This is a genomic window from Kibdelosporangium philippinense (assembly GCF_021390435.2).
Classification (GTDB): Bacteria; Actinomycetota; Actinomycetes; order Mycobacteriales; family Pseudonocardiaceae; genus Kibdelosporangium; species Kibdelosporangium philippinense.
This window is the reverse complement of sequence record NZ_JAJVCN010000002.1, coordinates 1,343,711-1,357,095: the sequence shown is the minus strand read 5'-3', so window position 1 is coordinate 1,357,095 and position 13,385 is coordinate 1,343,711. Positions and strand designations below refer to the sequence as shown.

Sequence of the window (13,385 nt, the reverse complement as noted above, 5' to 3'; positions counted from 1 at the left end):
TCGGCATGCGAGTCTTCGTGCTGGTGGTGACGCTGCTCAGTCTGCTCGTGGCTCCGGCGTCAGCACAGCCGAAACCCGGTGGTCTGTACCGCACGTATGTGGCATTGGGTGACTCATACGCGTCCGGTCCCGGTATCCCGCAACAAGTAGGGCAGCCAGCCGGATGCGCGCGCTCGGACCACAACTACCCCGCGCTGATCGCCAAATGGCTGCGCATTCCCGGTCTCACCGACGTCACCTGTGGTGGCGCCAGGACGGTCGACATGACCAGGCCGCAGCAGGTCTCCGGCGGGACGAACCCGCCGCAGCTCAACGCCGTGAAAGCCGACACCCAGCTGGTCACGCTGATGATCGGCGGGAACGACATCGGGTTCGGCGAGATCCTGGCGACCTGTGGCCGTCTCGCAGCCAAGGACACGCAGGGAAATCCGTGCGAACGGCAGTACACCGCGGGCGGCAAGGACCAGTTGGCGGCCAGGATCACCGCGGTCGGCCCGAAGATCTCCGCTGTGCTTGGCGGGATCCGCAAGCGCGCACCACGCGCCCACATCGTCGTGGTGAGCTACTTGCGGATCCTGCCCGCGAGCGGGACCTGCTTCCCGCAGGTCCCGTTCGCCGCGGGTGACGTGCCGTACTTCGACCGCACCTCGCGCATGCTCAACACGGAGCTCGGCGCACAGGCCGCGAAGCACAAGGCCTCGTTCGTCAACCCGTATCCATATTCGTATGGGCACGACGCATGCCAGCCCACCGACCGCAAATGGGTCGAGGGCCTGTTCCCCTCTTCACCGGCCGCCCAGATGCACCCGAACGCCAAAGGCATGCAGGCGGTTGCCGCGCTGAGCGTTCCGGCTGTCCTGTTCGGACGGTTTCAGAGGTAGAGACCACCGTGGTCGTCGGTCGTCTCTGCGGTCATCGGCGCCGATCCCGCCACCATCGCGTAGAGCTCGGCGAGGGTCGCACCGTGACCGGGCGCGGTGGCCTTGCCGTCCAGCCAGGTGTTCGCCTCGGCCTGTGACAGTGGACCAACCTCGATCTGGGCAAGGCACCGGCCAGGTCGAGTGACTGCGGGGTGCAGTCGCGCCAGGTTCTCGTTGGTGGTGATGCCGATGATCGTCTGGCAGCCCTGCCCGAGCAGACCGTCGGTGAGGTTGAGCAACCGGGACAACGCCTGCCCGGTCGACGCCTTCGCCTCGCCACGGATCAGCTCGTCACAGTCCTCCAGCAACAGCAGCCGCCACGGCTTGTCGTCGTCCTGGTTGTTCTCCAGCGCGACATGCAACAGATACGACGGCTTGTCGAACAGCCGCTCCGGGTCGAGAACGCAGTCGACCTCACACCATTCCCGCCACGACTGCGCGATCGCCCGCAGCGCGGTGGTCTTTCCCGTGCCAGGTGGACCGTGTAACAGCAACAACCGTCCGCTGAGATCGTCGGATGTGGTCGCCATCAGCTTGTCGAACGCCGTGCCAACGCTCGCCGTGTAGTTGCGACGGATCTCCGCCCAGTTCGGCGCCGTGATGTCACGGTTGCGGCGGTGCGGACCGTGGCCGCTCAGGTACCAGAATCCAATCCTGACAACGTCAGCGTCGTCCGACGGCTCCGCTTTCACACCCTCGACCGCTTCGGCGAGCACCTTTTCGGCGATCTCGTCAGTGACCGCGGTGACGGACACGGTCACACTGTCATCCCAGCGATGTGACAGCAGCATCCAGCCTTCACCGGTTGCCAGCACATAAGTTCGCGCGTCACCGCGTGCCTCCCGCAGAACTGTTGCCCCGGAAGGCAGAAACGTCGCATCCTCCTTGATGGGATCGATCCTCGTGGTACGGGACGCCGTGTGCTCGCCTGTGGTGTAGAGGCTGATGAACAAAGCGTCCAAGACGTCGAACGAGCTGTCGTCCGAGTCGAGGGACATGCGCGTCGGCACAACGGACACCGGCTCTGGCGCGGTGACCGTCTTCACGACATGCAGCTGCTGCTTGGACACCCCGATATGATCTCGCGATTTCCCGTCTGCTACAACGGATTATTCGTACCCCACTGTTCGCCGAGCGCGTACCGGGTGCCTTCGTCGTCTTCGAACACCGACCACCAGCCGAAGAACATTTTGCTTGGCGCAGTGGGAAAATTGACGCCCTTCGCGGTCAGTTCCGCGTATGTGCGCTGGACATCATCGCTGTAGAACATGATGTTCGAAGTCGGCATGCCGTCGGGCGCTTTGGGCTCCTCGTAGCCGGGTTGCCTGAGCGACAACACCATTCGCATGTTGCCGTCGGGCGACGCGACCGCGATCCACCGTTCCTTCTCGCCGTACGGCGAATCCTCGGCGACGGTGAAGCCCATCTTCTCCACCCAGAACTGCTTGGCTCGTTGCTGGTCGGACACGTAGAGCACGACCTGGTTGACACCGCGGATCATCTCTATCACTCCCGGATATAACCATCATGGATATAACGGGGCTGGACTGTATACTCCGGACATGGCGGACCGCAATGCCCCACCGCTGACCCCCGCCGGGTTTCAGGTCCTGCTGGCGCTGGCGGGAGGCGCGGCGCATGGCTACGCGGTCATGCGCTTCGTGGAGGACGTCTCGGACGGCACCGTCCGGCTCGGACCCGGCACGCTCTATCGGACGTTGCAACGGCTCGTAGCCGACGGCCTTGTGGTCGAAGTGGCCAGCGAGAGCCCGGATCCGCACGACGCACGCCGTCGTTACTACGAGCTGACCGAACTCGGCCGGATCGCCGCCAGCCGTGAAGCCGAACTGCTCTCACGTCTCGTGGCCGTCGCGTCCGACGCGGGTCTGCTGGGAAGGCGGCGATCAGCGTGACTCCCAGCCGGGCTATCAGCCTGACGCCGCACATCTTCGTCCGCGACGTACCCGCCGCGCTGGAGTTCTACCGCAAGGCGTTCGGCGCCGTGGTGGTCTTCGTCAATCGCCTGCCGGACGGCACGCTGCTGTTCGCTGACGTGGCGATCGGCGGCGGCAGGCTGCTCGTCAGCGAGGAGACGCCGAATCTCAACGCACTGAGCCCGCAGACCATAGGCGACTCGCCCGTCCTGCTGTCGCTGGATGTCGAGGACGTCGACGACCTCGCGAGGCGGGCGGTCTTCGCGGGCGCGACCGTCGAGTTGCCCGTCCAGGAGGCGTTCTGGGGCGAGCGCTACGGCATCGTGCGCGACCCGTTCGGACACCGCTGGGCGCTTTGCTCGGTCCGCGACGAGATCTCACTCGATGAGGTACTTCGTAATTCACCCGAAGAGGTGTAGGGGCTTTGGTGCGGTGGTGTGGCCGCCCCCGATGACGACCACACCACCGCTCGAATACCCGGCAGGCCGGGTGTGCGAGCCCCAGACGGTCACCCTGAGCTGTGGACCGCTTACGCAGTACCCCAAGGTGCGCGTTACTAAACCCTCTGACCGAAAGACGACGCAACACTGTTAAAGGTTGCGTGTCGCGAGGACCAACTTTCCCGGCAAACGGCCCACACTGGAGTCCAAAGACGGGAGGGATCTGTGATCACGGTGCAAGGGGTGGCCGACCGGGTCGGCCCCACGCTCCTGCGCACCGTGCTGCCGAGCGACCGGGGCGTCACCGACGTGGTGATCGCTGAGCTGGGCAGACGCACGCATGTGGCCGACGGCGACCTCGTTCTCGGAGTCACCGTGAACTCCGCGGGCAAGGCCGCTGAGCTTGTCGAATACTGCGGATCTCACGGCGCCGCCGCAGTGCTGCTCAAGCCACCGCTGGCGAGTTCAGCTGGCGTGCTCACAGCGGCCCGTGACACCGGAACGGCCGTCATCGAAGTACACAACGCGACCGCGTGGGCCCAGTTGGTATGGCTGCTACGCACGGTCCTCGACGCGGCCGCCGACGACGAACATGCGACCGAACCGGGCAATCAGGGCCTCGGCGACTTGTTCCGGCTCGCGGACGCGGCCGCCGCGGTCGTCGACGCGCCAGTGACCATTGAGGACGCCAACTCGCGGGTGCTGGCGTATTCGGCTCGCCAGGACAGGACCGACCCCGCCCGCGTGTCGACGATCATGGGCAGGCGCGTCCCCGATGACGTACTTGCCCGATTCCGGTCCCGCGGCGTGTTCCGTGACCTCAGCCGTGGCCGGACCACGATTTTCGTTCCCGCCCAACGAGATGGGACGCTGCCGCGGCTGATCGTGCCGATCCGGATGGGCGGTGAGCTGCTCGGTTCAATGTGGGCGGTCGTGGCCGGTCCGGTGTCCGACGAGCGCGCCGCCGCGTTCGCGGACACGGCTCCCGTCGTCGCGTTGCACCTGCTGCGACGCCGCGCGCTGGCCGACGCGGAACGGCGCCGGTCAGCTGAGCTCGTGCGAACGGTCTTGCAAGGCAAGGGAAGCGTCCGGTTGGCGGCAGCCGAGCTGGACCTCGACGAGGAACCCCATCGGGTGGTCGCGATCGACGTGCAGACCACGGACGCCCTCGATGCCGAGGGCCTGCGGCTCGCGTTGTGGGAGCGGATCACCGCGGGCGTCGGCCGTCGGCCCGCGGTCACCGAACTGCACGGCATCCTTTACGCGATCGTGCCTGATCAAGCGGGGTGGCCCGCGTTGAGCGAGGCTCTACGCAACGAGACCGGTGCCTTCGTGGGCGTCGGATCGCCCGCGGAGATCACGGACCTCGCCGAGTCACGGGCCCAGGCTGAGGAAGCGCTCGGTCTCGTACGAGCCCGGTTGGTCGACGGTCCCGTAGCAACGCACGACGAGGCATGGCCAGTTGTTGCCTTGCACAGGGTTGCCGCGGCCGCGTCGCCGACGGGAGCGGCGGAGCTGGGTCCGCTGGCGATCCTGCGCACCCACGATGAGCAGTCCGGATCTTCGTACGTCGACACGTTGTACGAGTGGCTGCGGCATCCCGGCGACCCGAAAGCCGCTGCTCGGGCGCTACGAATCCACGCCAACACGCTTCGGTACCGGATGACCCGGCTGATCGAGCTGACCGGCCTGAACCTGGACGATCCGGACATCCGGCTCGCGGTGACCGTCCAGCTCGCCACGACTCGATGGGCCTAGCGACTTGTGCTCGTAAAACAACGCTTAGGGGCCGCACTAGTGCTGTGAGAACGATGACAGGGCGGAATGTGTGCCGCACCGTGGGATAAGACACCCGGATGGAGGAGCACGCCGTGAAGATCGCAGTCCCTCGCGAGGTCAAGAACCACGAGTATCGAGTCGCCCTCACCCCAGCAGGCGCGCACGAGCTGACCTCACGCGGTCACGACGTGTTCGTGCAGGCCGACGCGGGCGCGGGCTCGGCGATCCCGGACGAGGAGTTCCTCGCGGCAGGCGCCAAGATCCTCGCCACGGCCGAAGAGGTCTGGGCCGAGGGCGAAATGGTCATGAAGGTCAAGGAGCCGATCGCCTCCGAGTACCAGTTCCTGCGCAAGGACCAGGTCCTCTTCACCTACTTGCACCTCGCCGCGGACAAGCCGCTGACCGACGCGCTGCTCGCGGCGGGCACGACGGCGATCGCGTACGAGACCGTGCAAACCCCGAACGGCGCCCTTCCGCTGCTCGCTCCGATGTCCGAAGTCGCAGGCCGCCTCGCCCCGCAGGTCGGCGCGTACTCCCTGATGCGCCCGTCCGGCGGCCGCGGCGTGCTGCCCGGTGGTGTCCCGGGCGTGCACCCCGCGCGGGTTGTCGTGATCGGCGGTGGAGTCGCCGGTATCAACGCCGCCCGGATCGCCCATGGCATGGGCGCTGACGTGGAAATCCTGGACACGAACGTGGACCGGCTGCGTCAGATCGACGTGGACTTCAACGGCCGGATCCGCACGGTCACGTCCAACCGCCTCACCCTCGAACAGGCAGTGCTTGAAGCCGACCTGGTCATCGGCGCGGTGCTCGTGCCAGGCGCGAAGGCCCCGAAGCTGGTGACAAACCAGCTGGTCGAGCGGATGAAGCCAGGTTCGGTGCTCGTGGACATCTCGATCGACCAGGGCGGCTGCTTCGCCGACTCCCGGCCGACGACGCACGCAGACCCGACGTACATGGTCCACCAGTCGGTGTTCTACTGCGTCGCCAACATGCCCGGCGCCGTGCCGCGGACCTCGACCTACGCCCTGACCAACGTCACGCTGCCGTACGCGGTCGCGTTGGCTGACAAGGGATGGCACACCGCGCTTCGTGACGACCCGTCGCTCGCACTGGGTCTGAACATGCACGGAGGCGCGCTCACGAACGGCCCGGTGGCAGCCGCTCACGATCTTGCACACACGCCACTGGCCGAGATCGTTTGAGATCTCGATCACGTTTACCAGGGCATATTGGCTTTTCACCACTGGTAGCGGGGTTCTGTCAAAAAATACCGACCACCCCGATGCAGCGGAGACGAGCTTTATTGCTTAAGCTGTAGAAGACGGTCCGCTCCCGGTGACCCCCAGGCTGGTTGAGCGGACCGTCCTCGACTCAGGGCGATCCTGCTCGTTGCTTCGCAACTCGCCGGGTCGCCTCGAATTATGTTGGGGGGCCGAGCCCCCAGACCCCCCACGGTGCGAGCTCCTCGCCTTCCAGCGCTGGGCACGTTGGACTTGGAACCAGCGCCTCTTTGTTGGGGCCGATTCCTCTCGCCGTTCGTGCCGCTTGCCGCTTGTCTTCACAGTCTTCTCGCTGCCTTACTCGCGAGTTGGTGTACCAATCCTTGTCTAACTTGTTCCGGTCGGGCTGGTGGCGCCCTTCAGTCCGGGGGGTGACTTGTCGATGGATTCAGGGTGATGTTTCGAGGCTTTCGTGGCTGAGCCGCGATGGGACGTCCAGTGCCATGATCCGTTCGGTCGGGACCGGGCACTGACGGTGATCGTGGAGCGCGGCAAGGTGGTGCTCGTACCGCCTCCCGGCGCGTCAGCCGTGCTGTCCGCGCAGCAGACCCGGAGACTCCGGCAAGCCCTTGACCAAGCGGCAGGACGGGCGACCGAGCCATGAGCCATCCTTTGGACGACATGCTCCGGGCCGCGGTACTGCGTCGGCTCGACCTGCTCGACCAGGTCGCCGACCAAGGCGACCCGGCGACCCTGCTGCCGCTGGCACGCTCGGAGATCAGCCGTCTCGCGGACGGCTGGCGGCTCCTGCTGACCGTGCACCAACCCGGCCCTGACCGCCGCTGCAACGCCTGCCCACGCGGCTGGCGAGGCAAGAAATGGCCATGTCAGGTGTGGCGGATGGCGCACGAACACCTGATCGGCGAAGGCGTGCCGCACCGGCAACGCCGTCGGCCGCTGCGCAACTCGGTCCGCCGGGCGCTGCGTAAATCCAAACACCCGGGCACATCCACGCACCCGGAGACACCCGCCGAGCAGACCATGGAGATCCCGCCCGTCCCACGCACCTGATGGCAGGATGTCGCCCACCAGTCGAGTGGGAGGACACGCGTGCACGACGGAAGCGGGCGGGTCGTAGTCCAGAACCTGACCAAGACGTTCGGCCAAGTTGTCGCCGTCCAGAACCTCAGCTTCACGGTGGAACCCGGTTCGGTGACCGGCTTCCTCGGCCCGAACGGCGCCGGTAAGACCACCACGCTGCGAATGTTGCTCGGGCTCGTCACACCGACAGCCGGTTACGCGACGATCAACGGGCAGCCGTTCCACAACCTCGGCAACCCAGGGCGCGTCGTCGGTGCCGTGCTGGAAGCACAGAGTTTTCACCCGAACAGGACCGCACGTAACCATCTGCGCGTGTACGCGGCCGCGATCGGCGTGCCTGACGAGCGCGTGGACACAGTGCTGCAACTGGTCGGGCTGGCATCGGCGGCCGACCGTGGTGCGGGCGGATTTTCCATGGGTATGCGGCAAAGACTCGCGCTGGCGACCGCGCTACTGGGTGATCCGCAGGTGCTCGTGCTCGACGAACCCGCCAACGGCCTTGACCCGGAAGGCATTGTGTGGCTGCGAACGTTCATGCAGAACTTCGCGCGAACCGGCCGAACCGTCCTGGTCTCCAGCCACCAGCTCGCCGAGGTCGAGCAGACCGTCGAGCAGGTCGTCATCCTCAGCCGCGGCCAGGCCATGTACTACGGCCCGCTCGACCAGCTGCGGAAATCCCAGCAGGGCAGGGTGATCGTGCGACCGTCCGACCCGCAACGGCTGATCACGGCGTTGCAAGAGGCCGGGCACACGGCCATCGAACACCTGCCGGACGGCATGATCGCGGTGACCGGCGCCGAACCGGAGCAGGTCGGTGACCTCGCGCTGGCGGCGAGCGTGGCGATCTACGGCATGTACTCGCAGCACGCCGACCTTGAACAGATCTTCTTCCAGCTCACCAGCGGCCAGTTCGCGGGCAACCACTACAACGCGACCCAGCAGCAACCACCGCCGGAATGGCATCAACAGTGGCAACGGCCGCAGGACGGTGGTCAGTGATGAAACAGTTGATCACCGCCGAGTACCGCAAGATCTTCTCGGTACAGCTGTGGTGGGCGCTGCTCATCCCGGCTGCCGCGATCAGCCTGCTGTTCACGTGGGGCGGCGCGCTGCTGGACAACATCGGCCTCTTCGGGCGCGCAACCGGCGAGAACAGCCTGTTCGCGCTGCCCGCGTTCGCACAGGGCATCAACCTCGCGTCCGTCTTCGGCCTGATCCTCGGCGCGACCGCGGTGACCGGCGAGATGCGGCACAAAACGATCACCACCAGCTACCTGACCGGGCCGACTCGTGGTGCCGTACTGGCCGCGAAGCTGTTCACATACTCCACAATCGGCGCCGTCTACGGGGTCGTGTGCATGCTCGCCGCGACCCTCGGGGCCTTGCTGGGCGACAACTTCCCTGACGGCGCCGGGTGGTTCACGCTGGCGTCCGCCGGTGTCGTCGCGATGATCATGTGGACGCTGCTGGGTGTCGGCGTCGGCGCGCTGATCGGCAACCAGGTCGGTGCCGTGGTCGGCGTGCTGGTCTACGTCCTGGTCGTCGAGCCGATCATCGGCGTGGTGCTGCGGACCAACGACGCCCCAGAGATCCCGCCGTACCTGCTGAACACCGCGGGCAGCAACATGACGCTGCACCTCGCGTTCGAACTGTTCCTCGCCGATGTGCCCGCCCGGGCAAGGCGATTCGACCCGAACCTCGACGAGGTCCGTTCCATCCTGGGCATGACCTACGCGCCGCCGTGGTGGGGCAGCGGGCTGATCTTCGTGGTCTACGCGCTCGCGCTCGGCATGGCGGGCTGGCTGGTCGCGCGCCGCCGAGACATAACCTGAGGTCAGCCCTCGTGAGTGGTTACGCCGGTTAGAACCGGCGTAACCACTCACGAGGGCTGACCTGCTGAAACGCGGTTTTGTCGTAGGGTGCGCATAACCTGGTCGAGTGCCCGAAAACTCACCAGGCTGGATCCGGCGTCTGACGCGCGCGTGCTGGCAGCACCGCCGTCTCGTCCTGCTGTCCATACTCGCCTCCCTGATCGGAGTCGGGTTCCAGGCGGTCGGCCCGATCCTGGTGAAGATCGCGGTCGACGGCGCGGTGGCCGGGCACACGAACGGCCTCGCGGTCATCGTCGCGGTGCTGATCGCGTTGGAGCTGCTGACGTTCGGCTCCGCGTTCCTGCGCCGTTACCTTGGCGGACGGCTCGCCCTCGACGTCCAGCACGATCTGCGGCAGCAGGTTTTCCAAGCGGTACAACGACTTGACGGCGCCAAGCAGGACGCGTTGCGCACCGGCCAGGTCGTTTCCCGCTCGATCACCGACCTCCAGTTGGTGCAGGGCCTGCTGTCGATGGTTCCGCTGTCGATCGGCACCCTTTTCTTCGGGCTCATCGCGATCGGCGCGATGATCTGGCTGTCGCCGCTGCTGACCGTGGTCGCGCTCATCGTGGCGCCGCTGGTTGTCGTGGTCGGCGTCCGTACTCGCCGCAGGTTGTTCCCGGCGACGTGGTCGGCGCAGCAGCGGGCCGCCGATCTGGCGCAGCACGTCGAGGAAACCGTCACTGGCGTGCGGGTTGTGAAGGGATTCGGCCAGGAGTTCCGCGAGGTCTCGCGGCTGGAAAAGGCGGCGCGCAAGCTGTTCGCCGAACGAATGCGTGCCGCGTCGCTGACGGCCAAACCGGCGGCGACGTTGGTCGCGTTGCCTGCGTTCGGCCAGGTTGGCGTGCTCGCGCTCGGCGGTTGGATGGCGCTGAACGGCCAGGTCACGCTGGGCACCTTCCTCGCGTTCACCAGCTATGTCGCCAACTTGGTCGGTCCTGCGCGGCTGTTGTCGAACCTGGTGATCAACGCGCAACTGGCCAGGGCAGGCGTGGACCGCGTGTACGACCTGATCGACTCGCAGCCCGAGGTCAAGGAATCGCCGGACGCGCGCGCCGTTCCAGACGGCCCACTGGATGTCTCCCTTGAGGACGTGGAATTCGGGTACACGCGCAGCGAGCCGGTGCTAGACGGCTTGTCGTTGCACGTGGCCCCAGGCGAGACGTTGGCGCTCGTGGGCACGGCCGGATCCGGCAAATCGACGATTTCCATGCTGCTGCCTCGGTTCTACGACGTGCACGCAGGCGCGATCAAGGTCGGCGGCGTGGATGTCCGTGACCTGAAGCTGCGGTCGTTGCGGCACGCGGTCGGCGTCGTGTTCGAGGAGGCATTCCTCTTCTCCGACACACTCAGGGCAAACATCGCCTACGGCCGCCCGGAAGCCAGCGAGGAAGAAGTGATCGCCGCCGCCAAGGCCGCGCAGGCGCACGACTTCATCACAGAACTGCCCGAGGGCTACGACACCATCGTCGGTGAACGCGGCCTGACGTTGTCGGGCGGGCAACGTCAACGCGTCGCTTTGGCTCGCGCGTTGCTGACCGATCCGCGTGTGCTGGTGCTCGACGACGCAACGTCCGCAGTGGACACAGCAACGGAAGCCGCGATCCATGACACCCTGCGGGAAATCACCGCGACCCGGACGACTCTGCTCGTCGCCCACCGCCGGTCAAGCCTGCAACTGGCCGACCGGATCGCCGTGCTCGACGGCGGCAAGGTGGTGGACGTCGGCACGCACGACGAGCTGACCGCGCGCTGCGCGCTCTACCGCAACCTGCTTGCCAGCCAAACCGAGGCGATCGAAGACGAGTGCTGTTGCTCGCCGGACGAACTCAGCCCGGACGGCGTGACCGGTGCACTCTGGCCAGACGACGCACCGGAAGCCGAGCACGCGACGGCCACCGCGTCGAGCGTGCGAATGGCAGGCGCACGAGGTGGCCCAGGTGCGGCCGCGGTCGCGATTCCCGCGACGCCTGAGTTGTTGGCGCAGATCGAAGCCCTGCCGCCAGCGACCGAAAAACCCGACATACCAGGCGAAGACCCAACCACACCGGACCCACAGTTCTCGTTGCGCAGGCTGTTGCGCCCGGTCCGGTGGGCGCTGGTGCTGGTGGGCGGGCTCGTCATCGCCGACGCCATCCTGTCGATGGCGCTGCCTTCGCTGGTCCGGGTCGGCATCGACGACGGTGTCGTGACCGGATCGCCCAACGGTCTCTGGTTCGCGGCCGGACTGGGTGCCCTGTTGGTCATCCTCGGCTGGGCATCCAGCGCGGCAGCCACAGTATGGGCCGCCCGCGTCGGCGAACGGCTGCTGTTCCTGTTGCGGGTCAGGAGTTACGCGCACCTGCAGCGACTCGGGCTTGACTACTACGAGCGCGAGATGGCCGGCCGGATCATGACCCGGATGACCACGGACGTCGACGCTTTGTCGACGTTCCTGCAGACCGGCCTGGTGACGGCGGTAGCCAGCCTGCTGACCGTCGTCGCCGTGACAGTGGCGTTGCTGGTAACCGACGTCTCACTGGCGCTGGTCGCATTGGCCGTGCTGCCGATCGTGATCATCGCGACCGTGATCTTCCAGCGACTGTCCTCAGTGGCCTACGCGGAAGCCCGCGAGCGAGTCAGCGCGGTGAACGCGGACATGCAGGAGAACGTGTCCGGCCTCCGGGTCGCGCAGGCTTACACCCGCGAAGGTGTTTCAGCCCAGGCATTCGCGGAGCGCAGTGACGCGTACCGCCGCTCCCGCGTCCGAGCGCAGCGATACATCGCGACGTACTTCCCGTTCGTGGACATGCTTTCCGGGGTTGCCAGAGCCGCGGTGCTGGTGGTCGGCGCGACGCGGGTCGCCGAAGGTTCGTTGAGCCCAGGCGTACTGCTGGCGTTCCTGCTGTACCTCGGGTTGTTCTTCGCCCCCGTACAGCAGCTCAGCGGCGTGTTCGACGGATACCAGCAGGCGCGCGTCGGTTTGCGCCGAATCGGCGACCTGCTGCGCACGCCAAGCTCCCTGCGCCCCACCCCAGACCCAGTGCCCACGCCCGCCCACCTTCGCGGGGAGGTCGAGCTGCGGGACGTGTCCTTCCACTACCTCGGCGTCGAAGAACCCGCACTGGCGAACGTGACCTTACGCGTGACCCCAGGTGAAACCATCGCACTCGTCGGCGCGACCGGCGCGGGCAAATCCACACTGGTCAAACTGGTCGCCCGCTTCTACGACGTCACGTCAGGCACAGTCCTGATCGACGGCGTGGACATACGCGACTACGACCTGACCTCGTTCCGCCAACGCCTCGGCGTCGTCCCACAGGAAGCGCACCTGTTCACCGGCGACGTCGCGCACAACATCGCGTACGCCCGCCCCGACGCCTCCCGCGCCGAAATCGAGGACGCCGCCCGGTCAGTCGGCGCCCTCCCCATGGTCGCCTCCCTGCACGACGGCTTCCGCCAACAGGTCGGCGAACGCGGCCAGGGCCTGTCCGCAGGCCAACGCCAACTCGTCGCCCTGGCCCGCGCCGAACTCGCCCAACCCGACGTCCTCCTCCTCGACGAGGCAACCGCGGCCCTCGACCCCTCAACCGAAGCCCAAGTCCTCGCCGCCAGCGAGCACCTCACCCGCTCCCGCACAACATTCGTCGTCGCCCACCGCCTCGCCACAGCCGCCCAAGCAGACCGAATCGTGGTCCTCGACGGAGGCCGCATCGCCGAACAAGGCACCCACACCGAACTGCTGAACGCCAACGGCCACTACGCCCGCCTCTGGCAATTCGGCACAACCGAATCCCCAGCGGACATGCTCGTGGACTAACCCCAAGCCCCAGCCCAAGCCCAGCCCAAAGCACGCGCGTGTCCACCATTCCGTCACACCGTGTCCACCGTTCCTGAAGGCCGTGTCCACCGTTCCGGCACACCGTGTTGCACGTTGCTTGCGACCGTGTCCACCTTTGCGGCACACCGTGTTGACCGTTCCTTGCGCACTTTTGCCTCAGGGCATCTTGCATTGCACCGCCCTTGGCGCGGGAGCCGGTGGACGCGCGTAAGTCGCGCCCTCGCCCGAACCCGGCCGTTCTTTTGTTCACTTGGCGTACGAACTTCGGGTGGGCGGGTAGGGGCTAGACCAGTCGGG

12 protein-coding genes are annotated in these 13,385 nt (G+C 66.6%); 10 read left to right on the top strand and 2 right to left on the bottom strand.

Annotated elements, in window-relative coordinates; genetic code table 11:
* Positions 1-5: 5 nt before the first annotated feature.
* The gene (locus LWC34_RS25410) at positions 6-881 is read left to right on the top strand and encodes an SGNH/GDSL hydrolase family protein (protein WP_233727656.1); all 876 of its coding nucleotides are present in this window, start codon (positions 6-8) and stop codon (positions 879-881) included.
* Here LWC34_RS25410 and LWC34_RS25405 read toward each other — a convergent pair.
* Positions 872-1,990 (bottom strand): DUF5925 domain-containing protein, encoded by a 1,119-nt coding sequence (locus LWC34_RS25405; RefSeq protein WP_233727655.1) that lies wholly within the window; start codon positions 1,988-1,990, stop codon positions 872-874. The two genes, LWC34_RS25410 and LWC34_RS25405, sit on opposite strands and share 10 nt — an antisense overlap.
* Positions 1,991-2,019: 29 nt before the next feature.
* Positions 2,020-2,421: a VOC family protein gene (locus LWC34_RS25400; RefSeq protein WP_233727654.1), complete on the bottom strand. Its 402-nt coding sequence runs from the start codon at positions 2,419-2,421 to the stop codon at positions 2,020-2,022.
* A 61-nt stretch (positions 2,422-2,482) separates the two neighbouring features.
* Between LWC34_RS25400 and LWC34_RS25395 the strand changes: the two genes are divergently transcribed.
* The 9 genes from LWC34_RS25395 to LWC34_RS25355 all read left to right on the top strand — a co-directional run bounded on the left by LWC34_RS25395 (position 2,483) and on the right by LWC34_RS25355 (position 13,067).
* Entirely contained in the window at positions 2,483-2,833 is a 351-nt protein-coding gene (locus LWC34_RS25395; protein WP_233727653.1) for a PadR family transcriptional regulator, read from the top strand.
* Positions 2,830-3,273 (top strand): VOC family protein, encoded by a 444-nt coding sequence (locus LWC34_RS25390; protein ID WP_233727652.1) that lies wholly within the window; start codon positions 2,830-2,832, stop codon positions 3,271-3,273. The genes LWC34_RS25395 and LWC34_RS25390 overlap by 4 nt, the downstream gene beginning before the upstream one ends.
* A gap of 246 nt (positions 3,274-3,519) precedes the next feature.
* Positions 3,520-5,052 (top strand): PucR family transcriptional regulator, encoded by a 1,533-nt coding sequence (locus LWC34_RS25385; protein WP_233727651.1) that lies wholly within the window; start codon positions 3,520-3,522, stop codon positions 5,050-5,052.
* A gap of 113 nt (positions 5,053-5,165) precedes the next feature.
* On the top strand, positions 5,166-6,278 hold the full coding sequence (gene ald, locus LWC34_RS25380; protein ID WP_233727650.1) for an alanine dehydrogenase: 1,113 nt from the start codon (positions 5,166-5,168) through the stop codon (positions 6,276-6,278).
* A gap of 490 nt (positions 6,279-6,768) precedes the next feature.
* Complete coding sequence (locus LWC34_RS25375) at positions 6,769-6,960, top strand: hypothetical protein (RefSeq protein ID WP_233727649.1); 192 nt, start codon at positions 6,769-6,771, stop codon at positions 6,958-6,960.
* Positions 6,957-7,367: a hypothetical protein gene (locus tag LWC34_RS25370; protein ID WP_233727648.1), complete on the top strand. Its 411-nt coding sequence runs from the start codon at positions 6,957-6,959 to the stop codon at positions 7,365-7,367. Before LWC34_RS25375 ends, LWC34_RS25370 begins: the two co-directional genes overlap by 4 nt.
* A 39-nt stretch (positions 7,368-7,406) precedes the next feature.
* A complete protein-coding gene (locus LWC34_RS25365; RefSeq protein ID WP_233727647.1) occupies positions 7,407-8,396 on the top strand; it encodes an ABC transporter ATP-binding protein in 990 nt (329 codons plus the stop codon).
* Positions 8,396-9,229 (top strand): ABC transporter permease subunit, encoded by an 834-nt coding sequence (locus LWC34_RS25360; RefSeq protein WP_233727646.1) that lies wholly within the window; start codon positions 8,396-8,398, stop codon positions 9,227-9,229. The genes LWC34_RS25365 and LWC34_RS25360 overlap by 1 nt, the downstream gene beginning before the upstream one ends.
* A 106-nt stretch (positions 9,230-9,335) precedes the next feature.
* Positions 9,336-13,067 (top strand): ABC transporter ATP-binding protein, encoded by a 3,732-nt coding sequence (locus tag LWC34_RS25355; RefSeq protein ID WP_233727645.1) that lies wholly within the window; start codon positions 9,336-9,338, stop codon positions 13,065-13,067.
* Positions 13,068-13,385 lie beyond the last annotated feature (318 nt).